Genomic DNA, 22276 nt, shown 5'->3' with positions numbered 1-22276 from the left:
ACACCTCTTTGGACACAATTCAAGCCTCTGACTTAAAGGCGAATAATGGTGTCAAATACCTCTCGAATCTCTTCTAATTCGCCAGATGGAACCAGAATTTCAAACTGCTGTTTAGACAAATTGACAGGGCGGATTTTAACAAGAAATCCTTCTTGGGTTAGCTTATTCTTTATGTTCTCTGCCGCACGCTCTGATGGAGCTATATAGAATACAGTCCACATGGGGTACTACCTCCTACTACATCACTTTAGCATCTCTCTAGTTAGTTATTGCTACTCTACCCGTCAACGGTCATAGATGAACTCATGATAACATAATAAGAGACAATCGGGCAAATGATATTGCCGCTTTTTTCCCTTTAATCCAAATTCCACTTCCATCCCTTTACTTGATTGCAATTGTGCCTTTTCCAAGTAATTGTTCCACTTCTGCAACCAAACGCTCACTGTAGCTGACGTAATATTGCTTACTAAGAGCTACAACTTCCCTCGTCCCTTCATAGAACAATAAGGTTTGCTGGTTGCCTTTATGTGATAATAAAATTTTCTGTAAGCTCGTTAATGTATGCTGCTCTTGCATTGGCTTAGCTAATTTAATAAATACTTTTCGCTGATCAAGCATTGAATCCTGCTGCTCTTTTGCAGTGAACCCATCTGCTTCTAAAGCTGTTGACGTTGTGTTTTTCGGCATTGTCACAGATTGTGCAGCCTTATTTACGCGCTGTGTTACCGCCGTATTTCTAGCAGCACGATGAAGCCCTTGATTACGCCATTTGGCGGCTTTCATCAACTGTTGCGCAACTGGCAGCAGTTGTTCAAACTTTCCTTCTTGAGCAAGTGCAACTTCTTGAATAATAAGCTTAATTTCATCCTCTGCCTTTTGCAGCTCAACAAGCAACAACGCTAGCTTGTCCTTGCCTAGATGATTTCCATAATTGCTCCACACCTTAGGAAAAATGACCGCTTCTAACCGCACAAGCTTATCTTCGACTTCTGCAAACGCCATTTTATTACCGCTTTTACTCGTATGTGGTCTTAATGAAACAAAGCGGGCGGGAACAACTGCAAAGCTACCATCTTCAAGTTCATACAAATCAATAAACTGATCAAGATTCGCATCTGCTAACGCTTGCTGCAGTTCATCAAGCGGATGTCCTGATAAATACATGCCTAGCAGCTCATATTCATGTTCCAGTTGCTCCTGCTTCGTAAACTCACGAATATTCGGCAGCTCGACATCCCAGTTTTGGATGACCTCAAAGCCAAATAATTCAAGCTGAAGCTCATCACGCTCCTTTTTCCACTTAGAAACAGCATCAAGAAAATCATCTAATGCAGCATTTAATTGTGCTCGATGTCCATCTAGTCCATCCATTGCTCCTGCTAAAATCAATGATTCTAGCACACGTTTGTTAACTACTCTTAAATCTACTCGTTTGCAAAAATCAATCATGCTTTTAAACTTTCCTTGTTTTCGTGCAGCAAGAATAGACTCGATCGCCTGTGTACCTACGTTCTTAATCGCCGAAAGACCAAAACGCACTCCTTCTGCTGTAGGTGTAAAATTGCTTTCACTTTCATTGATGGAAGGCGGCAAAACTTTGATTCCCATTCGCCGACATTCATCCACATACTGTGCAGTTTTTTGCAAGTTTCCAGCTACAGAAGCCAGCATTGATGCCATAAATACGGCTGGATAATGCGCTTTAAACCAAGCGGTACGAAATGCAAGCACAGCATACGCTACGGCATGGGCTCGCGGAAAACCATAATCTGCAAAGCGCACGATCATATCGTACACCGTATTGGCACTTGCTTCATCATAGCCCATACGCAAGCTGCCCTTTACAAAATGAGCGCGCTCCTCATCGAGCACCTCTCGCTTTTTCTTAGAAACAGCTCGTCTAAGCAAATCTGCTTCACCTAATGTAAAGCCAGCCATATGGGAAGCAATCTGCATAATTTGCTCTTGATATACTATAATACCGTAAGTATCCTGCAAAATATGCCGAAGTGCGTCGTGCGGAAATTCAACACTTATTTTCCCATGCTTTGCATCTATGTACTTCGGTATAAATTCCATCGGACCTGGACGGTATAACGCAAGGACAGATACAATATCTTCAAATACGTTCGGTTTCATCTCTTTCAGCACTCGCCGCATCCCCGCTGATTCAAGCTGAAACACTCCTGTTGTTTCTCCCCTGCCTAGCAATTCATAGGTCAGCGGATCATTATCAGCTATCGTAGTAAAATCGATAACTGTTCCTTCCAATTGCTCTACCCAGCGATGGGCACGCTCAAGAATCGATAACGTGCGTAATCCAAGAAAATCCATTTTCAGCAACCCGATTGACTCTAAATGTTCCATCGAGTATTGCGTTAATGTCATTCCCTCGCTGCCATGCTGTAAAGGGGTAAACTCCGTTAAAGGCTGTGAAGAGATAACAACGCCGGCAGCATGCGTCGAAGCATGTCGCGGCATTCCTTCAACTTTTAATGCCATCTCAAGCATTTGCCTTACATTTGAACTTTGGGCATATACAGCCTGCAACTGCTCATTTATAGCAAGCGCATGTTTTAAAGTGACTCCTGGACCGGAAGGAATTAACTTAGCCGTTCGATCCACCTCTTGAAATGAAACATTCAACACGCGACCGACATCACGGATCGCCGCTTTGGCAGCCATTGTTCCAAACGTAATAATTTGCGCAACATGATCCTCGCCATATTTAGCAGCGACATATTGAATAACTTCGTCGCGACGTTCATCATCAAAATCAATATCTATATCAGGCATACTAACCCGCTCCGGGTTAAGAAAACGCTCAAAAATTAAATTGTATTTAATCGGGTCAACGTCAGTAATATTTAGCACAAAGGCAACAAGACTTCCTGCGCTAGAACCGCGACCAGGACCTACAGCAATTTTTCTCTCTTTGGCAAAACGAATAAAATCCCAAACAATTAAGAAATAATCGCTGTAGCCCATCCGCTCGATAACGGAAAGCTCATAAGAAAGCCGCTTCTGTATATGCTCGCGAAACTCTGCCTCATTTATCCAGCGCTCCGAATTTCCATAACGACGGATAAGCCCTTCCTCACACAGTGCTTTAAGATAGCCAGCAGAAGTGGCTGCATGCGGCAACGGAGCAAACTGAGGCAATTTCACTCTTCCTAATGATAATTCAAGCTGACAACGCTCAGCGATACGTGCCGTATTTGCAATAGCTTGCGGCACATGAACAAAGCGCTCTAGCATCTCCTCGCCGCTTTTTAAATACATTTGATCAGTTTCCATTTTTAAGCGATCGTCATCATTTAACGTTTTGCCAGTCCCAATACAAATAAGCACCTCTTGCATCTCCGCATCCTGTTTTTCCACGTAGTGTACGTCATTAGTGGCAACAAGCGGGATTTGCAGTTGCTCTGACAGTTCTATCATCATCGAACCAGCACGCTTCTGATCAAGCAAGCCATGATCCTGCAATTCCAAATAAAATCGATCACCGAAAATTTCTTTGTAGCTTAGTGCTGCCGCCACAGCTTCATCCCAAGTACCGTGCAACAGCTTTTGATTAACTTCCCCGCCTAAGCAGGCACTTAAGCAAATAATTCCTTCGTTATAGGCAGCCAACGTTTCCTTATCAGCACGTGGGCGATAATGATTCCCTTCCAATTGAGCAATTGACACGATTTTCATCAAATTGCGGTAGCCCTGCTCATTCATTGCAAGTAAGATTAGATGATAAATCGGATTGTCCTTACGACTCCCCTTTTCAAAGCGAGACCCAGCCGTATAGTAAATTTCACAGCCTATGATTGGCTTAATCCCATGCTCCTTGCAAGCTTTGTAAAAGGCAATCGCTCCATACATCACGCCATGATCAGTAAGAGCTAGTGCCTTCATTCCCTTACTCGCAGCCGTTTGCACAAGCTCCTGTATACGAGCTGCGCCATCTAACAAGCTATATTCACTATGGACATGAAGATGGACAAATTGCTCAGCAATATTACTCATTCATTATCACTCCCTCCCTGCGTTTTCGCCGCCTTAGACGTTAGCAAATTCAAGCTCTGTTAAGCTATGAAACGATATCTATTAATTTCAAATTAAAATGGTTAAGTTTCATATTATTTTATCATATTCCTAATGGACACGCCCATACAATGAAACATAATGATTCTTTGTATGGAGGGTACTTCAGATGAATGAGTTTTTATCGAAGGCCGGATTAGACTTTTTTATCGCCTTTGGCATTGTGCTAGGAGGCTCATTAGTAGCAGGTGTTGGTGCTGTATTTATGCTGCTACCGCCAGCTACTGTAATATTAGATACCGCAGTACGCTTAAAAATATGGGCAATTGTAGCTGCTATTGGCGGCTCGATCGATCCTGTACGTGTAATAGAGAGCAATATAAGCGCTGGGCAAATTTCTCCAGCAATTCAACAGGTATGTTTTATTATTTTCGCCTTTCTTGGCGCTCATACCGCGACTGAATTAGTGAAGCTAATCTGCAAAGGAGCGGTGACGTGATGCGCCTTCCGCAATTTGATCGGTTTATCCATTATTTAAGTATGAGCGGCGCATTTCTAATTGGTGCGATTGTAGGGGCGATTGTGCTCAACGCTTTGCATCTTGTGCAGTTTGAAGCATATTATCACGAACGACTTGAACTGCAAAGCAAGCTTGTTCAATATGAGCAGGACATCCAAAATCTCGCGCAATATAAAAGTCAGCATACGGTGATTAAAAGCCTGAAGTTAAGAATCGAAGAAGAGAGCAATGAGGAAAATAGACCAAAGCTTGATTCACTTACGCAAAATGAGTTAATAAAGCAAGTAAGAGAGGATTTATCAATTTTAATTGGTCAAAGTATTTATGATATTGACACAAATGCTCAGTTTGCTAGAAAAATATTAGAGAAAAAAGTGTACCGCAATATATTTAATCAAGACTATACGATTGAGCTAAAAACTGTGCTGCTGGTCGATAACACTTTGCAGGTATGGATGACGGTACGTAAATATACACCGCCTCCATCGTAGAAACGGAATTGCATATTTTGCGGATGCTTTGCAGCGCTACGGAACTGTATGCTCTTGCGGACGCTTTTGCAGCGCTACGGAATAGCAAGCTCTTACGGACGCTTTTTAAACCTGATGCTTCTTAATAAATTATAGGTTGTTAGCATCAGGTTTAAAGGCGTCACTCTGCGCTCTCCAGAGCTTGCTTTCCTCCACTGGTAGTTTTTCAACACTGCTTCATTCTCCAGTGCTTACTTTCCTACGCTGTATATTTTTTATAGCTTAACAAGCTTCAAAGCTATAAAGCTTATTCCTCGTAGATCATTCGTTTTGTCATTCCGCCATCTACAACTAAATGCGTGCCAGTAACAAAGTCATTTTCAGGATCGCTTAAGTAAAAACATGCTTTGACAATGTCCTGTGGATTGCCAACCCTTAGGGCTGGATGTTGCTCGTGATCAATTTCACGCAATTGACTGTAATCGCCTGTTTCAATCCAGCCAGGACAGATCGCATTAACTCTTATCCGTTCCTTGCCAAGCGATACAGCCATAGCATGAGTCAACGCTAATATCCCGCCTTTTGATGCAGCATATGCCTCAGAATTTGGCTCTGACATTAACGCACGTGTCGATGAAATGTTGATAATACTGCCTCCGCGTTCATTACCGCGCATTAGCTTAGCAGCTTCTCTGGAGCATAAAAATGTTCCTCGCAAATTAGTATTAATTACATAATCCCATTCATCAAGTTGCAAATCAAAAGGAGATTTCCAAATGCCTAGTCCTGCGTTATTTATTAAAATGTCTAACTTGCCATGCTGTGTACTAACAGCCTCCATCATCGCTGAAATTTGCTGAGGATCACTAATATCAGCTCGATATGTCAGTCCTGCATAGCCTTGCGCTTTGAACTGCGCCTCTAACTCTGCAAGTTTATCTTCAGATCGATCAACAGCAATAATGAATCCACCTTGCTCGGCATAGCTTAGTGCTAGCTGCTTGCCTATTCCTGCTCCGGCTCCTGTAATCAACAGGGATTGTTCTGCAAAACGTTGCTGTAAACTCATTCCTTTTCTCCTCCTAGCAATCAAAATAAAATATGCTATAATTTACGTTAACAACAGATATAGAAAGGATACATAATGATGGAATCGACGATTTCTAGCATTATTTCAATGTTAATTTTTGTTAGTCTAATTTTCTCAATCTATTTCAGTATTCGTTCTAAACAAGCAAAGGAGCCGATTACTAAAGGCGTTTTAACTGGAAAGTTGAACATTAGTATGGGCGCCATGCTAATTTTCATTTCTGCAATACAGCTCCTCTATTCCAACGAATCTACACTAAGAATTATATTAGGCGCTATATTTCTTCTGCTCGGTTTGTTTAACCTGTTTGCAGGTTTACGCAATCTTAGCTTCTACCGCAACAAAGAACAGCAAAACAAGGCTTAACTTAATACGGGTCGATCATTTGTGCCGCCAAAATCGTTTTGGCGGCTAGTTCGTTATGGTCCATAATATTAACCTCAATTTTTGTGACCATACGACTTAGCTCCAGTGGTTTGACAATGATTTTAATTTCCCGCTCGATTGGAATAGGGTGAAGAAAATATGTGTTCACATTATCCAACAAAAAGTCGCGCTTATTCATTTCTCGCACCATATTTCGCGCCGCCTGCGTCATCAATGTGCTAAGTAATCCCTCAGATGCCATTCCTAAAGGCCCTGACATCTGTGGAGTAATCTTTCCACAATAAATAACGCTGACATCCTCTTGATTTTGCTCCGAATGTGAAACAAATCCCGTCCAAATCAACTCTTCAAACGTTTCTCCACTTTCAGGTTGCTTACCTGCAAAACGCATCGCATCAAGCACCTCTTGTCTTGTTACCGTAGCAAGCAGCTTGCGATGACGATCTACAATTGGCAACAGATCAATACCTTCCAGCGCCATTGTATGTACTGCCGAAGTAACTGTAATGTTCGGAGCAGCAGTAATCGGATGCTTACTCATCACTTTTTCTATCGGCACTTCACCGTCCATGCCAGCCGCATCCTTTGCTGTCATCATACCGACAACACGTCCGCGTTCATCTAGCACTGGATAGCGCCCTGAGCCTGTTTCACGAAATAACTCATAATATTGAGCAACAGTCTGTCCAACATACATGACGTCGGCTGGCTTCGTAAAGGTAACAATATCTTCTAGCAAAATGATTTTACGTCGAATAAGTCGATCATACATCGCACGGTTAATCATCGAGGCAACCGTAAAAGTATCGTGTCGAGTAGACATAATTGGCAGTTTCATTTGGTTAGCAAGCTCGATAACATCTTCCTCTGGTTCAAATCCCCCAGTTATAAGGATGCCCGCTCCTCGCTCTAGTGCTCTGCGATGCACATTTTTACGATTACCGACAATTAATAACGAGGATTGTCCAATATAGCTAAGCATCGCTTCAAGCTCCATCGCCCCGATAACAAACTTTTGCAGCGTCTTTTCGATCCCTTCAACTCCTCCGTGCAGCTTGCCATCAACAATTTCCGCCACTTCACGAAAGGTTAGTTGCTCCATCGCCTCTCTTCGCTTACGGTCAATACGAACAGTGCCAATTCGTTCCTTCGTTTGCACAAGTCCTGCTGCCTCGGCATCCTTAAAAGCTTTATATGCAGTCCCTTCACTAACTTCAAGCTCTTTGGCAATCGCTCGCACGGAAATTCGCGTACCAATCGGCAAGTTTTGAATATAATTGATTATCATATCATGCTTTGTCATTGTCTCTAGTGACGAAGCTTGCTCGTTATCGTGAGAGCGTTCCATAACAATCTTCCTTTCTTTATAAAAACAGAACAGCATAAATCTAAAACTCTAAAATCTATTGTACGTCATCCGCATAAGTAGAACAAATGAAAGGGATATAAAGAAAAAACGTCTAAGATTGCTCTCAGACGCTTTAGCTTTGCATATCGTATTAATAAGTTTATGTCGGCATAACTTGTACCAATCTCTAGGCGCTTTCATTAACTCTTTCTTTTGCACTTTGCTTATTTCGCTTCGCGGTTGTCTTAGAGCCGATATTCGCTAATTTGCGCTCAAAGCGAAGCGCACGATGACGTTTAATCTCCAATAATCTTTGACGCTTTTCTTCACTCATTAAAATAATATTTCCGTTAGCAGCAATCGCTAAAGCCGCAAATGCAGTCCATATTATCCAAAATGCATTAGCAAACGGTTCAGTTGAAGCACCTAACTTTGGCAAAGCAAAAAATAACATAACGACTGCTAATCCCAAATTAATAAATGGCAATATTTTACGCTTCATTATCATCCGTCCTCCCATTTATGTACAAGTTTTTAATTATTTATAGACTATGCTAGATACAATCCGCTTATGTCTTTAAACTGTTTCACCAACTTTGCAAGCCTTACATATGATACAGCATTCAATGCTCTTTTTTATTACGGAGCTGTGCCGAAAGGAGCTCAAGTATGCTGAAATCTGAACCTATTGTCCCCATCCATGTCGTTCAATCGATCCAACCTGACACCATCTTGTTAGGTGAGGATGTGATGAAGAAGCTTGAAATACCGCAAGCACAGCATATTAGCCTGCAATTTGGCATATATAAGCAAACAATTAAAATTATCCCATCATCTGACAAATCAGAACTGACTATGCATTCACGTCTTGCCCAACAGCTTGCAATTCCATTAACAAAATTGGAGTTAAAGTTAGCACTTCATTACGATAAAGCCAATGTAAGATTAAAACTCGGTCCTTTGCTTGCAGTTCTGATTAATAAAGAAACCCCAGATGATGCCGAAAAACCATTTGGCTCGATTAGCTCCTTTTGCTATGAATTAGCAGAAATATGTAATCAGCAAGGCGCATTTGTCTATTTTTTTACACCAGAAGCACTTAAAAGACACGGCACCTTAATTTCTGGCTGGGTATTAGATGAAGAGTGGCGCAAAGTCTATTTGCCATTAGCTGAGGTCATCTATAATCGTCTTCCTTCACGTAAAGCAGAAAAACAAGCAATCGTACAAAAATTAATTCACGAAACAGCCCATTTTTACAATATAGCTCTTTTTAATGAACGCTTCCTTGACAAACATGAAGTTTTTGAACTATTAGAGGAACACCCCTTACTTTCTAATCTATTGCCTGACTCTCAGCTTTTTACAGACTTTAAGCAACTGGAGGAAATGCTTAATATGCATTCAGTTGTTTACATTAAGCCGATTCATGGCAGCATGGGGCGTGGTATTTATCGAGTTACAACGCTGTCTAATGGCTATTATGGGTTAGAGCGAGCAAACAACTCAGCACAAATCTATAAATTCAGTTCGCTAAAGTCTCTTTATGCTGGGCTTCGTACAAAGCTGCGAAAACAAAAATACCAGTTACAACAGGGATTGTTTCTTATTCAAAACGGCAAAAGACCTGTTGATTTTCGCGCACTTGTGCAAAAAAACGGACAGGGACAATGGAGCATCACGTCTATTGTTGCCCGCACAGCAGGCAATGACCAATTCGTGGCCAACATTGCCAAGGGAGGCTCAATAAATTCAGTAATGGCTACCTTACCAAAAACTAATTTAGATGAACAAATTAATCATAAAGAACTTTTTCAAACTTTAAAAACTGCCGCTATTCAAATAGCTACTGCGATAGGCGAACAACTAGATGAGCATTTTGCTGAGCTTGGGATTGATTTAGCTGTTGATGTACAAGGGAAGGTTTGGTTGCTTGAGGTTAACTCAAAGCCTTCTAAAATAAGTAGCACTTCAACGAACAAACGAAAAATTAGACCCTCTGTGCGTATGCTACTGGCATATACCAAGTATTTAACCGGCTTCCAAGAAGGGAGACGTCCTAATGATGAATCTAAAATTAGGCATTCTCGTCGCTAAAATCGAAAAATTAAATAATGGCTATGGAGAAAATTATCGTGGATTGCAAGAGCCAAGGTTCTATACACAATTGGCTAAACTTGCTCCACTTTATAATATCGATCTCTTTGTATTCTCCAGCAGTGAATGGAGTGGACAAAAACTATTTGGCTATCGTTTGCATGGTGACCAGTGGCAAAGAGAAACGGTTTCATTGCCTGATGTCATTTATGATCGTTGCTTTTTTACGAGCACTAAGCAAAAGCTAAGCTGTGAGCGTATGCTCATGGAGCTTAAAAATAAAAAACCGTATTTAACGATAAATAATAATCTACCAAATAAATTACTCGTCTATGAAGCATTAAATTCAGTAGAAGGGCTAATCCCTTATCTCCCTTATACTGAATCTCTCCAATCACTTTCCTGTATCTCGAAATGGCTCAAGCTCTATCCGCAAGGAATTGTGCTTAAGCCGACATCAGGTATGCAGGGCAGAGGGATCGTTCATATCCATCACAACCTTGTACTAGAGCAATATGAGGTACGAGGGCGAAATATGCATAATGAAAGCTTTCGCATTGAATTTTGTAACGAAATAAACCTTCTGAAATGGCTATATCGTTTCAAAAAAGATATGAACTATCTCATTCAACCATATCTTGAGCTTACAGGTGAGGATGGAAAGCCATTTGATATACGCGTGCTCATGCAAAAAGATCAAAGTGGTCAATGGCAGCTTACAGGAAGCATTGCAAGAATAGGCTTTAGCCAAGGACTAACCTCCAATCTTCATGGTGGTGGTGAGGCTAGTCATCCACTACCTTTACTCACAGCAAAAATGGGCAGCTATAAAGCCGAACGTTTACTGCAACAAATCCATATGATAAGTGGGCAAACAGTTACAGAAATTGAAGGTCATTTTGGCCGTTTTGGCGAGCTTGCACTAGATTTTGGCATCACTCCGCAGGGAAGCATTTGGTTACTAGAATGTAATAGCAAGCCTGGACGACAGGCATTTAGTCTTACTGGAAATGAGCTGACCTTACTAGCACATGAACGACCATTGCAGTATGCCTTATATTTGCAGCAAAGCCAAACACTAAAGCAAAAAGTAATATAGAAAAAAACAGGCGACGGGGACATTACAACCTATCGCTCTTATTTATCAGGAGGTACACGATGAGTCTTATTACTTGTAATATCCACTTCTTACAGCAGCCAAATCAAGTAGTATTTGCTTCTACACATCTTATTCATGAGCTAAATCTTACTACGAGTAGACCAATTCATATACGTCTAGGCCAAGAAAAAATAACAGCTACACTAAAAACTTCGAAACGACAAGGAAACCATCTATATTTGCCGATGGGTATTCGTAATCATATAAAAGTTCCTTCCAGCGGAACCATTCATCTGTTCAACCATGGAAATAATGAGATTCAATTAGGACCGCTGATCGGTGTATTAACCGATAGTTATCATACTGGAGAAAGCTCTCCATTTAGCTCTCGCTCGTCTCTCGTTAAGCAGGTGATTAAAGCTGGTCATAACAAAGCATATACGTTCGGTTTTACACCTCATGATATTAACTGGCATAACAAAACGATTAACGGCTATTTTCTTAACTCGCAAGGAGGCTGGTATCGACGAGTTGTTGCTTTCCCAGACGTAATCTATAATCGCTTGCCTAATCGTCGCGCAGAAATTGGCGAGGAAATGACAAAGCTACGCGAGCGCTTTGTTGCCGAAGGAATACCGATTTTCAATTGGAGTTTTCTCAACAAAGCTGATGTTTATCAACTGTTAAAAAACGACCTAAATGCACTAGCACATATCCCTGAATCGATCCCAAATCCCTCTCCTGAGCAAATGAAAGAGTTGTTAAAAAAATATTCTTTCATTTACTTTAAACCTAGCACTGGAAGCTTAGGATATGGCATATATCGCATTACTCACCTTCCACAAAAAGGATATTTTGTGCGCTACCGCAATAATGGAACGAACTCTCTTCTAAAATTTCAAAGTTTTGACAAACTTTATCGAACATTAGCTATAAAACATGGATCAGGATTGAAAAATTATGTCGCACAGCAAGGTATTCGGCTTATCGAAATTGATAAGTGTCCTGTAGACTTTCGTTTTCATATGCACAAAGATGGAAACAATCGATGGCAGCCTGTTGGCATTGGCGCCAAGAAGGCAGGCCGAGGCAGTGTTACTACTCATATGAAGAATGGTGGAACATTGTTAACTCCTGAGCAAGCGTTAAGTCATGCTTTTGGTCATCGAGCAGAAGTGATACTAGAGCAAGCAAAGGCTATTTCAATAATGCTCTCAGAGGCAATTGAGCGTAATTATCCTTATCTGCTAGGAGAGCTTGGCCTCGACATTGGTATTGACAAAGACGGTAAGGTTTGGATGTTTGAAGCAAATGCTAAACCAGGTCGCTCCATCTTTAAGCATCCTGAATTAAAAAATGAAGGTAAACGCTCATTAAACTATTTACTTGACCATTGTCTATATCTTAGTCGTTTTCAAGGAGGTAGTGTTTCATGAGCGGAGCAACAATGGAGCAGTTAACTGCATCTGAAGTGGCGGCAACAAAAAGTAAAGATAAAGTGTTTGCGATTTTAACCTCTTTGGATGAAAAAGGAAAAATTAGAGGGAATCGTAATAACTTTATCGATCTTATTAATACCGGTACACAGGCGGGATTTACTGTATATGTTTTGCCTGTAGAAAATCTATTACTAAATCAACCACATCAGCTAGGCTATGTTTATCATAGACCTTCAAAAAGCTGGAGACGGCGTGCAATGCCACTTCCAGATATTATTTATAACCGTATTCCTAATCGCGAAATCGAGCGAACACGAAAAGTTCGGAGAAAGCTTGCTGCTTGTCAAAGTGACTCTCGCATTACGATGTTTAATCCGTATTTTTTTAATAAATGGCAATTATTCAAATGGCTCAAGGCGTCATCAACGACTAAAGTTTTTTTGCCAAAAACACAACGATTAAGCAGCGCTAAGGTTTTAGAAAAAATGCTTAATGATCATCATTTTTTATATTTGAAGCCCGAAAGCGGTAAAGCAGGTAAAGGCATTATGACCGTCTCTTATAAGCCCAATAGCTCACTGCCTTATCGCTTAAATATACAAGAAAAGCAAAGCTCGATAACCTACAATTGCGTTAACTTCAAAAAGCTATGGGCAAGAATTAGCGAAGAAATGGATAATAATCCTTATATTGTGCAACAAGGAATTACGCTTGCGACCTATCGTTCCCATAAATTTGACCTACGAGCGCTAATCCAAAAAAATAGTAATGGCGAGTGGGAATTAACAGGACTAGGAGCAAGAGTTGCAGGCGGTACAAGTATTACAACACATGTGCCTAGAGGCGGACGAATTGATGATCCGATTAAATTACTCTCCTACGCATTCAGCTCAAAAGAGTCTCATACTATAGTAGAAAAAGCTTCTAAAGCAGCGGTGACGATTGCCACACAAATCGAAAAGCAATCCAAATATCGTCTAGGTGAAATGTCTATGGATATAGGAGTAGATAAAAAAGGAGATATTTGGTTTTTCGAGGCAAATTCCAAGCCAATGAAATTTGATGAGCCGCATATTAGACAAAAGTCGCTGCAACGAATTTTTCAATATAGCCACTACCTGATCAATTCATAGATAAGTGGTATTGAGTTGGAGGTGGATGCTCATGCTTCGTCGGCTTACTTCACAAGCATGGAACAAACAAAGAGCACGAATCTTAAACTTTATTACTCGCTATGGAGAAAAACGAATTACATTAGCTGCACTTCATAGTCTGCGTGCTCTAGCCAATGAACAGCTTAATCCGCAGGTGGAGGAGCTCCCTCCTGCTGTTGTCTATACCTATACAGAACAAGGTGCATTACTCGGCGTTGGCTACACAATCGCTGACGGAAGTGGTCACTGTATTGTTGTCGTACACTCTGATGCACGAGGTAGAGGAGTTGGCAGCAAAATCATGGAGGCTTTAATTGAAGCCTCTCCCAACTTTTCCTGTCAGGTTGCTATTGACAACGTTGCTAGCTTAGCAATGTGCTTTAAAAATCAACTCCATGCCGTTGCAATGTTTAAAGGGCCTACTGGAAAAACTACGCTTCGATTTGAAAGGAGACCCGTTCATGCCTCGACAGCAATTAGGAATACTAACACTATATCTTAACAATCAAGGTTTGCTCGAGGAACGTAAAATATATGAGCAGATGACAATTGAGGCAGCTAAGCTAGATATTTCCATAGTTGTTTTCACTCCTGCAACAGAGGATATCAATTATGCTGATCAAATGATAAGAGCCCATGTATTTGATATAAAAAGCAAACGCTGGCTTCGAAAATGGCTGCCAATTCCGCAGCTTGTGTTCGATCGCTCCAGAATCCAAAAGACATTTCGTATGAAAGAACTACGTAAATTTAAAGAACGTTTTCCTCATATTCAATATTTGAATCACAAATTTGGAAATAAATGGATAATATATCAGAAATTAAATGAATCGCCGTATATTAAACCATACCTTCCTTATACAATTCAATATACTCAGCACGCTGATTTATTAAAAATGCTAAAGCAGTATCCTATTGTATACGTAAAACCCGTGAATGGCACTGGAGGACGAGGAATTCTCCGCATCGAAAAAAAATCACCACTAACTGTTAAGATTGAAGGACGTAATCATAACCGAAGGATCATTAATCCACGCATGTTATCAGTCTCTGCAATTCGTTCATTTATGAATAAATGGAATGTCCATTCTGCCTCTTATTTAATTCAACAAGGAATTCCGCTAACTTTGGAGAATGGCAGAGTACATGATTATCGTATCCTTGTGCAAAAAGATGGTTATGGTCAATGGAGCGTTACAGGAGGAGCTGGCAGAATTGGAGCTGAACGCAGTATTACTGCAAACCTGCACGGCGGCGGTTCTGCAGTAGCCATGCAACAGCTTATCGAACAGTTTGTATCTCCTAATGTTAATCTTGCCCAAGTACAAGAGGAAATTAATACATTATCACTTAATATTGCCAACTACCTTGAGCATAACAATTATACGCTTTGTGAAATTGCAATTGATATTGCAATCGATCGACAAGGTAAAATATGGATTATTGAATTAAATCCAAAACCATCTCGCGAGGTTTTTCGTGAAATTGGTGACCATGAACGATATCTGCAAGCTATTCGCAGACCAATCGAGTATGCGAAGTATTTGGTAAATCGCTCTCCATAAAACTAAAAAAAGATAAGTCGGCACAGCTCCAAGCATATCCGAGCTAGCTGGCTTTTTTTATTGAAAAGAAGCTACAGATATGGCAGACTTATGCTAGTACGTCTTAAGTTATTTTTAGAAAGGGAGAACATTAATGAAACTCTGGCTACTTCGATCCATGACGGAGCTTAGCTCGCGTAAGTGGATTTCTAAGCTGACTGGAGCCTTCGCTCAAACACCATTAAGTCGCTATTTCATCCCTACGTTTATAAACAGCTATAAAATTAATGTTGATGAAGCAGAAAAACCAGTTAATCAATATCGAACCTTAAATGAATTTTTTACACGACGCCTAAAGCCTAATATGCGTCAAATTGATAAAGCTGAAAATGCAATGGTATCGCCTGTTGATGCGGTTATCGCAAGCTGTGGGGCAATCCAAGACGGAACCATCCTTAATGTTAAAGGTCAAGATTACTCTATAGCCGATCTGCTTGCCGATGAACAGCGAAGTAAAGCATATCAGCATGGTCATTATTTCGTACTTTATTTAAGTCCTACAGATTATCACCGAATTCACGCACCAGTTGAAGGAAAGATCATACATAAGGTACATTTGCCTGGTAAAGTCTATCCTGTTAACACTTTTGGTTTAAAACATATGAAATTAGTGCTTAGTCGTAACGAACGTTTAATCACGTATATTCAATATAAAAAACATGTTATTGCTGCAGTAAAAGTTGGAGCTTTGAATGTAAGCAGCATTAAATACGTAAATACTAGCAAAATTCAACTTGAACGCGGCGAGGAGCTAGCTTACTTTGCCTTCGGTTCCACCGTGGTCTTGCTTACAGAAAGCAATAGCTTTCAACCAAATGAAAATCTCAAGCCTGGTACAAAAGTCCGTGTAGGACAGGCGCTAGGGGTTTTTACTTCCTAAATAAATATTTAAAAATAAAGAGCAGCAATAGCGCATCACTTAACTTATCTTATCTTATTAAGTGCATGCCATTGCTGCTTTATTTCTACCAGTGAATTTCATATCAGCGAATTTCAGATGGGTTTTTCCCTGTATACTGTTTAAATTGTCGGCTGAAGAAGAAAATATCACGATATCCTAGAGCATCAGCAACCTCAGTTACATTCATACCTGCATGTGTCAGAAGATATTGTGCCCGATTAATACGTGTTTGAATCATATAAGTCTGAACTGAAACGCCTAATACCTCTCGGAATTTCATTGAGAAATAACGCGGTGAAAGCTGAGCGCGCATCGCTAAGTCCTCGACTCGATGCTGTACGCTTGGATTTTGTCTAATAAAATTCGCTACCTCATGTATTGCTTCGGTTAACTGATTGCTTGCTTTCTTTTCAGTTGGGGTTTGAAAATCTGCACGAAGCAAATGAATCATAATTTGCTTAAGCACAAGCTTTGCTTCCTCTTCAGCAGCATAGGTTTGAATTAAAAATAAACGAACATAACGAGACAATAAGAACTCAAAATCAACAGTATCTTGTAGTACACGATAACGTTTAGGAATCACTTCCACTGGCTCTTCTGTAGCAAAATGAATATAAGTCAACACAAGCGGTTTTTGCGGATTATGCGTAGCGCTTGTAAAATCACCCGGGCGAAATAAAAAACAGCTTCCTGGGCCTACCTCATGATGCACGCCATTAACCTCGACATCGCCTTCACCGCTCCATACATAAAATAAATCAAAGTTTGGCATCGGCTTTTCACGTCTTGCCCATCTCCAACCTGGTTCACAAACAATCTTTGCAAATGCAGGCTTTAATATCAGCTTATCTGGCGAAATATCAAGCATTGATGAACCCTCCTCAAACTATCTAAAAATCTATCGCAGATAAATTATCACGACATGTCGTCTTAATTAACATTGTATTAAATCCCAAAATCAAGTATACAAATTGTACAAAAAAAAATGTCCCCATATACTCCATTATAATTAATCTGTGTAAAGGTTCAACAGAAAAAAACTACAAACTACAAATAATAAGTCAAAAAAGAAAATTATTTAATTATTCAATAGTATGGCGAAGCGATTAATGGTATAATTATGGGCGACTGCACTAACCTATTAATTATGATTGATTTTCGGAAGGATGGAATGAAATCCATGAACCCATTAGCTCAACAATTAAATGAGACGCTACAGCAAGAAAGTCCTGCTGTCTACGACATGTTGTCTAATCTTGGAAAAAACATTTATTTTCCAAAGGAAGGGATTCTAAGCCAATCGGCTGAAGCAAAAGCTAAAGCAAAAAAATACAATGCGACAATTGGGATTGCAACTGAAAATGGCGTTCCGATGCATCTTGATGTAATTCAAAACACGCTTAGTGCTTACAATCCTAAAGACATCTATGAATATGCACCACCAGCAGGTAAGCCAGAGCTACGCAGCGCTTGGCGCGAAAAGATGCTGAAGGATAATCCTTCACTTGCAACTATTAAGTCACAGTTTAGTAATCCTATCGTTACAAATGCGTTAACACATGGTCTTAGCATCGTTGCAGACTTATTCGCTGAGGTTGGTGACCCTGTCATCATTCCAGATAAAAACTGGGAAAACTATGAACTTACTTTCGGGATTCGCCGCAATGCAAAAATTGTAGAATACCCATTATATAATGATGAACTTCGTTTTAACAGCGAGGGATTAAAGCAAGCTTTGCTTGCCCAAAAAGAAATCGGTAAAGCGATTGTTATCCTAAACTTCCCGAACAATCCAACTGGCTTTACACCAAGCGTACAAGATGGTGAAGCGATTGTAGCGGCAATTAAAGAAGCAGCCGAGCAAGGCATCAAAGTTGTTGCTGTTACGGATGATGCATACTTTGGATTATTTTTTGAAGACTCCATGAAGGAATCCTTATTCAGTAAGCTTGCAGATTTGCATTCAAATGTGCTTGCAATTAAGGTCGATGGAGCTACGAAAGAGGAATATGTATGGGGATTCCGGGTTGGATTTATTACGTATGCTTCGCCTTCAAGTGCAACATTAGCTGCGCTTGAGCAAAAAACTCTTGGGATCATTCGTTCAACGATTTCTAGTGGTCCTCATCCTTCACAAACGTTCGTGCTACATGCGCTAAAATCTCCTGAATTTGAGGCGCAAAAAGCTGAAAAGTTTGAAATAATGAAGAAACGCGCTAACATTGTAAAAGAGCTATTGGATAGCGGCCGTTACGGAGATACATTACCTTACTATCCTTTCAACTCTGGTTACTTTATGTGTCTGAAGCTTAAAAATGTTTCTGCTGATGCGGTTCGTCTACATCTGTTGGAGCATTATGGCATCGGTACAATTGCACTTGGTGAAACTGACTTGCGAGTTGCTTTCTCCTGCATTGAAGCTGATCAACTAGAGGAGCTGTTTGACTCTATTTATGAAGCTGTAAAAACAGTAAGCAACCAAGCTTAATCAATAAATTATTGAATTATAAAAAGGAGCTTCCAGTTACTTTCTACCGGAAGCTCCTTTTTTTACTCAGCTGTACACAAAAAATATTAAAAGAGAATCCTTTTTGTGTATATAAAAACCTATAAATCATCCTCATATTCCTTTTTTAAGCGGGTTGCAAGCATTCTTCCTCGCCATAATGGATAAATCGCTAAAAAAGCTAGCATCGTCAATAATTGAGCCGTGCCGTCTCGCCACATCGGAATTGTTGGCAGCAGTAGCAATATTAGCAAGATATAATTAAGAAACCGTTCAATCCTAATCATTTGTTTATGTTGATGTTGGATTTGCAATGGAAAAATATCTCGCCAAATTGCGTGACGATGAGTTTTTCGCAACGTACTAATTTGAAAGGAGAGTAAAAGCGCAAAAATAACATAGGAAACAACTACTCCCCAGCCCTCTAGACCTCGGGCAGAAGCCGCTAAATAATTAACTAACCCGCCAAGGAAAAGCAGGCGAATACTAATTCCGCCAATCTCTGTACGAACAAATGTTATTAAATGCAAATAACTAAATGTGTTTGTTTGCGAATAGCCAATTAATTTTATAAGCCAAGACAAATAGCGCCGTGTTTTTACAGTCGGCGGACCACCTTGAACATCAATAAACCAATTAAAGAACGAAAACAGGCGACGAAGTGTTGCTTTCTCTTCATCAATTAAACGTTGCCAAGGAAAAGCAAATTTCCCTAAACGCTTATAGATAACTGAAAGCAAGCCAACAACGCTTATCGTCAATATGATTTCAATCGCTAAGGAGCGATGCTTAAGCCATGATAATACAACAATAAACATTAGCAACCAACGCAGCATACGTGTGTACACCCGCGTTATATTCCAATTTAAGCAACGTTCCTGCCAAGCAAAATATACATTTAACGGTTTAAGTAATAACAGAACGACTGCAAACCATATACCGATGTATCCCTCACTTTGTCGATAGAGCGGCCAAAAGATGAGGACAATCGCCGCTAGAAACAATAGACTATTTCGCAATGAGCGCTTAAGCGATAGCTTAAGATAAGGCATTAGCTGACCTTCAGCTGGCATCAAAAAGACGAGATCTGGATGTTTTAAATAAGTACGCAATGGGCTATATGCCAGAAACGGTGTCAATACAATAGCACCTATCCAAGCAATCGGCAAACTAGGCGGAACATTATTAATTAGTGAGACATATTGAATGATGCTCATTATGCCGACTAACGCCAAAAAAGCAGGAAACCCACTTTGTGCCATATAGCGGATATAAGGAATGATTTCCTTTATAAAGTTTCGTTTTCTTGTATGCCATAATTCAACAATAACGCTTTGCTCTGCCATTAAGTCTCTCCTCCATTAAGCAAAGCATAGAAGGCTTCCTCTAGATCGTTTATTGCTTTATTTTGATTTTGCACATTATCACTAGCTTGCTGCAACATCTGCTCAAGCGTACCTTGCGCTACTATTCTGCCTTGATTTAGCATAATAAAACGATCACAATAATGCTCAATCGTGGCAAGGATATGTGAGCTCATTAAGATAGCTGAGCCGTTTTTCTTAACTTCCACTAACTCCTGCAGCAGCGAACGGATTGCAAGCGGATCAAGACCTAAAAATGGTTCATCAATTATAAAAAGAGAAGGTTTTGCCAGTAGAGCACTCATAATCATTACCTTCTGCTTCATTCCTTTGGAAAGATGGGCAGTTAGAGCTTTGCGCTTTTTTGTCATATGAAAACGTTCCAACAGTTGTTCTGATTGTTCCTCATATTGCTGCTGTGGAACGCCATACGCCATCGCAGTTAAGCGTAAGTGCTCCTCGACAGTTAACTCCTCAAACAGTATTGGTGTTTCTGGAACATAGGTGTAACCGCTGCGATAACGCTCCACATCATCTTTTAATGTTAACCCATTAATTTCAATTCGACCTTGATGAGGTGTCATTAATCCTAAAATATGCTTAATCGTCGTACTCTTTCCTGCACCATTTACGCCGATTAAACCAATCATTTCCCCTGCTTTAATTTCAAAATTCAGTTCATGAATAATCGAGCGATTAGGACTATATCCTCCACTTAAATGTTCAACACGCAGTACTGTTTTCATAACGCCACCTCTCTACTCCTTTTGCTGCCACTTTTCCTTCAACCATTTAGGTGCACCTTTATTTTTGCTGTTTTGTTTTTTGATAGCCGAAGCCTTCTTCGGTGGTGAAGTCTTCTTATTTTTATCATTTTTCACACTGCCCGCTTGCTTGTAAGAAGCGGAATCTGCCTTAACTTTTTGTCCAGATTCAACCCGATTAGCGGATTTGCTGGAAGGCCTGTTATCATTCTTATTTACACTTTTCGCAGTTGATAGCTTGTCCTTTGCAGCAGTTGTTGTTTGAGAAGAACTGCTTACCTTCGATTTCATTCCCTTGGCTTCATTAGGAATATATTTAACCGCCTCAGAGATTTGCTCTTCTGTTAATAATTTTCCTCTAAACAACCTGCGCTCTTCAATTTCAATACCAAGCTGCTTTGCAAATTTTTCTATAATAAATCTTTCTTGCGGTGAAATAATTGAAATAACTAAGCCTTGCCTACCCATACGACCAGTACGACCTGCACGATGCACATAATGATCGGCATCGATTGCTGGCTCGATTTGAATGACTAAAGGAAGATCAATAATATCAATCCCGCGTGCAGCTACGTCTGTAGATATAATTGCTTCCAGTTTACCTTCACGAAACGCAGAAAGAGTATTGGCACGTCGCTGTTTGTCAGCATCTCCATATAATGCTTCAATTTTGAAGCCTTCATATTTCAACTTTGCTTCCCAGTTGGCAATTTGATTCGTATCGTTAATAAACAGCAGGGCAGGACTAGCATCTACTGTTCGTAATATACGACGTGTATATTCCAGCTTTGAGCGCTTATCACAAACAACATAATAATGTTCTATCGTGTCAGCAACCTTTTGCTCTCCTGAGAGATCAAGTTTTTGAGGCTGCTTCATCCAGCGACCTTCATAACGTGCCATTGTTGACGGATACGTTGCAGAGAAAAATGCAGTAATCCGCTTTTTATTAATCGAGAATAATAAATTTTCAATATCTGCAGGATTACCTAGCTCAAAAGTTTGGTCTGCCTCGTCAATAATTAAATACTTTACAGCATGAAGCTTAAGCTTCTTTAACTTGACTAGCTCGTTCATGCGACCAGGCGTACCAATTACAAGCTGTGGGTTAAGTTTAAGTTTTTCTATTTGTCTCTTCACTGCAGCCCCGCCGATTAATTGCTGTACTTTAATTCCTAGCGGAGCAGCATAGGTTTCAGCAACACGCACAATTTGCATTGCCAGCTCCTGAGTTGGAGCGAGTACAACAGCTTGTACATGTTTATCAGTTGAATCGATATTTTGCAACACTGGCAATAAGAAAGCCAACGTTTTTCCACTGCCTGTATGAGATTTCACAGCAATATCCGTTCCAGCCAACAGCTTAACGATTGCTTGCTGCTGTACTTCTGTAGGTTCTTGAATTCCTTGCTCAAGCAAAGTTTTTATTAATTGCTCATTAATTCCTAACTCCGACCATGTAGGTTTAGACATTCTGCTTTCATTCCTTTTCGTT

The 22276-nt window shown here is 40.2% G+C and carries 20 protein-coding genes; 11 read left to right on the top strand and 9 right to left on the bottom strand.

The window, feature by feature from the left end:
• Positions 1-32 precede the first annotated feature (32 nt).
• Both AC2TDL_RS15925 and AC2TDL_RS15920 read right to left on the bottom strand, forming a co-directional pair.
• Positions 33-221, bottom strand: coding sequence for a glutamate decarboxylase (locus AC2TDL_RS15925; protein WP_484697052.1), 189 nt, complete (start codon positions 219-221; stop codon positions 33-35).
• A 163-nt stretch (positions 222-384) separates the two neighbouring features.
• Positions 385-4020 (bottom strand): DNA polymerase III subunit alpha, encoded by a 3636-nt coding sequence (locus AC2TDL_RS15920; RefSeq protein ID WP_484697051.1) that lies wholly within the window; start codon positions 4018-4020, stop codon positions 385-387.
• 187 nt (positions 4021-4207) lie between these two features.
• Between AC2TDL_RS15920 and AC2TDL_RS15915 the strand changes: the two genes are divergently transcribed.
• Positions 4208-4537 (top strand): YtrH family sporulation protein, encoded by a 330-nt coding sequence (locus tag AC2TDL_RS15915; RefSeq protein WP_484697050.1) that lies wholly within the window; start codon positions 4208-4210, stop codon positions 4535-4537.
• Positions 4537-5049, top strand: coding sequence for a sporulation membrane protein YtrI (locus tag AC2TDL_RS15910; RefSeq protein ID WP_484701228.1), 513 nt, complete (start codon positions 4537-4539; stop codon positions 5047-5049). Before AC2TDL_RS15915 ends, AC2TDL_RS15910 begins: the two co-directional genes overlap by 1 nt.
• Positions 5050-5335: 286 nt before the next feature.
• Here AC2TDL_RS15910 and AC2TDL_RS15905 read toward each other — a convergent pair whose 3' ends face one another.
• Entirely contained in the window at positions 5336-6097 is a 762-nt protein-coding gene (locus AC2TDL_RS15905) for an SDR family NAD(P)-dependent oxidoreductase (RefSeq protein WP_484697049.1), read from the bottom strand.
• Positions 6098-6205: 108 nt separating this feature from the next.
• Between AC2TDL_RS15905 and AC2TDL_RS15900 the strand changes: the two genes are divergently transcribed.
• A complete protein-coding gene (locus tag AC2TDL_RS15900) occupies positions 6206-6484 on the top strand; it encodes a YtpI family protein (RefSeq protein WP_484697048.1) in 279 nt (92 codons plus the stop codon).
• Position 6485: 1 nt separating this feature from the next.
• On the opposite strand, the gene AC2TDL_RS15895 is transcribed toward AC2TDL_RS15900, so the two are convergent.
• Positions 6486-7853: a DRTGG domain-containing protein gene (locus AC2TDL_RS15895; RefSeq protein ID WP_484697047.1), complete on the bottom strand. Its 1368-nt coding sequence runs from the start codon at positions 7851-7853 to the stop codon at positions 6486-6488.
• A gap of 187 nt (positions 7854-8040) precedes the next feature.
• Positions 8041-8355, bottom strand: coding sequence for a hypothetical protein (locus tag AC2TDL_RS15890; protein ID WP_484697046.1), 315 nt, complete (start codon positions 8353-8355; stop codon positions 8041-8043).
• 167 nt (positions 8356-8522) lie between these two features.
• Here AC2TDL_RS15890 and AC2TDL_RS15885 point away from each other — a divergent pair, with 167 nt between their 5' ends.
• The 7 genes from AC2TDL_RS15885 (at position 8523) to AC2TDL_RS15855 (ending at position 16126) form a co-directional block, all read left to right on the top strand.
• On the top strand, positions 8523-9950 hold the full coding sequence (locus tag AC2TDL_RS15885; RefSeq protein WP_484697045.1) for a YheC/YheD family endospore coat-associated protein: 1428 nt from the start codon (positions 8523-8525) through the stop codon (positions 9948-9950).
• The gene (locus AC2TDL_RS15880; RefSeq protein WP_484697044.1) at positions 9916-11049 is read left to right on the top strand and encodes a YheC/YheD family endospore coat-associated protein; all 1134 of its coding nucleotides are present in this window, start codon (positions 9916-9918) and stop codon (positions 11047-11049) included. Before AC2TDL_RS15885 ends, AC2TDL_RS15880 begins: the two co-directional genes overlap by 35 nt.
• Positions 11050-11108: 59 nt before the next feature.
• Positions 11109-12485: a YheC/YheD family endospore coat-associated protein gene (locus AC2TDL_RS15875; RefSeq protein ID WP_484697043.1), complete on the top strand. Its 1377-nt coding sequence runs from the start codon at positions 11109-11111 to the stop codon at positions 12483-12485.
• Positions 12482-13621 (top strand): YheC/YheD family endospore coat-associated protein, encoded by a 1140-nt coding sequence (locus tag AC2TDL_RS15870; RefSeq protein WP_484697042.1) that lies wholly within the window; start codon positions 12482-12484, stop codon positions 13619-13621. The genes AC2TDL_RS15875 and AC2TDL_RS15870 overlap by 4 nt, the downstream gene beginning before the upstream one ends.
• 31 nt (positions 13622-13652) lie before the next feature.
• Positions 13653-14144, top strand: coding sequence for a GNAT family N-acetyltransferase (locus AC2TDL_RS15865; protein WP_484697041.1), 492 nt, complete (start codon positions 13653-13655; stop codon positions 14142-14144).
• Positions 14104-15207 (top strand): YheC/YheD family endospore coat-associated protein, encoded by a 1104-nt coding sequence (locus AC2TDL_RS15860; protein WP_484697040.1) that lies wholly within the window; start codon positions 14104-14106, stop codon positions 15205-15207. The genes AC2TDL_RS15865 and AC2TDL_RS15860 overlap by 41 nt, the downstream gene beginning before the upstream one ends.
• 133 nt (positions 15208-15340) lie before the next feature.
• On the top strand, positions 15341-16126 hold the full coding sequence (locus AC2TDL_RS15855; protein WP_484697039.1) for a phosphatidylserine decarboxylase: 786 nt from the start codon (positions 15341-15343) through the stop codon (positions 16124-16126).
• A gap of 103 nt (positions 16127-16229) precedes the next feature.
• Here AC2TDL_RS15855 and AC2TDL_RS15850 read toward each other — a convergent pair whose 3' ends face one another.
• A complete protein-coding gene (locus AC2TDL_RS15850) occupies positions 16230-17015 on the bottom strand; it encodes a helix-turn-helix domain-containing protein (RefSeq protein ID WP_484697038.1) in 786 nt (261 codons plus the stop codon).
• A gap of 312 nt (positions 17016-17327) precedes the next feature.
• On the opposite strand from AC2TDL_RS15850, the gene AC2TDL_RS15845 reads away from it, so the two are divergent.
• Positions 17328-18635, top strand: a complete 1308-nt coding sequence (locus AC2TDL_RS15845) for an aminotransferase class I/II-fold pyridoxal phosphate-dependent enzyme (protein ID WP_484701226.1) — start codon at positions 17328-17330, stop codon at positions 18633-18635.
• Between the two features lie 119 nt (positions 18636-18754).
• Here AC2TDL_RS15845 and AC2TDL_RS15840 read toward each other — a convergent pair whose 3' ends face one another.
• From AC2TDL_RS15840 to AC2TDL_RS15830, 3 genes are read right to left on the bottom strand one after another with little or no spacing between them, the layout of a single operon-like run.
• The gene (locus AC2TDL_RS15840; protein WP_484697037.1) at positions 18755-19999 is read right to left on the bottom strand and encodes an ABC transporter permease; all 1245 of its coding nucleotides are present in this window, start codon (positions 19997-19999) and stop codon (positions 18755-18757) included.
• Complete coding sequence (locus AC2TDL_RS15835; RefSeq protein WP_484697036.1) at positions 19999-20763, bottom strand: ABC transporter ATP-binding protein; 765 nt, start codon at positions 20761-20763, stop codon at positions 19999-20001. The genes AC2TDL_RS15840 and AC2TDL_RS15835 overlap by 1 nt, the downstream gene beginning before the upstream one ends.
• A gap of 12 nt (positions 20764-20775) precedes the next feature.
• Complete coding sequence (locus tag AC2TDL_RS15830; protein WP_484697035.1) at positions 20776-22254, bottom strand: DEAD/DEAH box helicase; 1479 nt, start codon at positions 22252-22254, stop codon at positions 20776-20778.
• Positions 22255-22276 lie beyond the last annotated feature (22 nt).

Source organism: Paenibacillus sp. plas6 (genome assembly GCF_057221655.1).
The sequence above is the reverse complement of the archived record's forward strand: the minus strand, read 5'-3'. Positions and strand labels throughout refer to the sequence as shown.

Excerpts from the sequence above, each read along its gene's own strand:
- AC2TDL_RS15925 (WP_484697052.1), bottom strand. The coding sequence starts at position 221 with ATGTGGACTGTATTCTATATAGCTCCATCAGAGCGTGCGGCAGAGAAC.
- AC2TDL_RS15920 (WP_484697051.1), bottom strand. The coding sequence starts at position 4,020 with ATGAGTAATATTGCTGAGCAATTTGTCCATCTTCATGTCCATAGTGAA.
- AC2TDL_RS15915 (WP_484697050.1), top strand. The coding sequence starts at position 4,208 with ATGAATGAGTTTTTATCGAAGGCCGGATTAGACTTTTTTATCGCCTTT.
- AC2TDL_RS15910 (WP_484701228.1), top strand. The coding sequence starts at position 4,537 with ATGCGCCTTCCGCAATTTGATCGGTTTATCCATTATTTAAGTATGAGC.
- AC2TDL_RS15905 (WP_484697049.1), bottom strand. The coding sequence starts at position 6,097 with ATGAGTTTACAGCAACGTTTTGCAGAACAATCCCTGTTGATTACAGGA.
- AC2TDL_RS15900 (WP_484697048.1), top strand. The coding sequence starts at position 6,206 with ATGTTAATTTTTGTTAGTCTAATTTTCTCAATCTATTTCAGTATTCGT.
- AC2TDL_RS15895 (WP_484697047.1), bottom strand. The coding sequence starts at position 7,853 with ATGGAACGCTCTCACGATAACGAGCAAGCTTCGTCACTAGAGACAATG.
- AC2TDL_RS15890 (WP_484697046.1), bottom strand. The coding sequence starts at position 8,355 with ATGAAGCGTAAAATATTGCCATTTATTAATTTGGGATTAGCAGTCGTT.
- AC2TDL_RS15885 (WP_484697045.1), top strand. The coding sequence starts at position 8,523 with ATGCTGAAATCTGAACCTATTGTCCCCATCCATGTCGTTCAATCGATC.
- AC2TDL_RS15880 (WP_484697044.1), top strand. The coding sequence starts at position 9,916 with ATGATGAATCTAAAATTAGGCATTCTCGTCGCTAAAATCGAAAAATTA.
- AC2TDL_RS15875 (WP_484697043.1), top strand. The coding sequence starts at position 11,109 with ATGAGTCTTATTACTTGTAATATCCACTTCTTACAGCAGCCAAATCAA.
- AC2TDL_RS15870 (WP_484697042.1), top strand. The coding sequence starts at position 12,482 with ATGAGCGGAGCAACAATGGAGCAGTTAACTGCATCTGAAGTGGCGGCA.
- AC2TDL_RS15865 (WP_484697041.1), top strand. The coding sequence starts at position 13,653 with ATGCTTCGTCGGCTTACTTCACAAGCATGGAACAAACAAAGAGCACGA.
- AC2TDL_RS15860 (WP_484697040.1), top strand. The coding sequence starts at position 14,104 with ATGCCTCGACAGCAATTAGGAATACTAACACTATATCTTAACAATCAA.
- AC2TDL_RS15855 (WP_484697039.1), top strand. The coding sequence starts at position 15,341 with ATGAAACTCTGGCTACTTCGATCCATGACGGAGCTTAGCTCGCGTAAG.
- AC2TDL_RS15850 (WP_484697038.1), bottom strand. The coding sequence starts at position 17,015 with ATGCTTGATATTTCGCCAGATAAGCTGATATTAAAGCCTGCATTTGCA.
- AC2TDL_RS15845 (WP_484701226.1), top strand. The coding sequence starts at position 17,328 with ATGAACCCATTAGCTCAACAATTAAATGAGACGCTACAGCAAGAAAGT.
- AC2TDL_RS15840 (WP_484697037.1), bottom strand. The coding sequence starts at position 19,999 with ATGGCAGAGCAAAGCGTTATTGTTGAATTATGGCATACAAGAAAACGA.
- AC2TDL_RS15835 (WP_484697036.1), bottom strand. The coding sequence starts at position 20,763 with ATGAAAACAGTACTGCGTGTTGAACATTTAAGTGGAGGATATAGTCCT.
- AC2TDL_RS15830 (WP_484697035.1), bottom strand. The coding sequence starts at position 22,254 with ATGTCTAAACCTACATGGTCGGAGTTAGGAATTAATGAGCAATTAATA.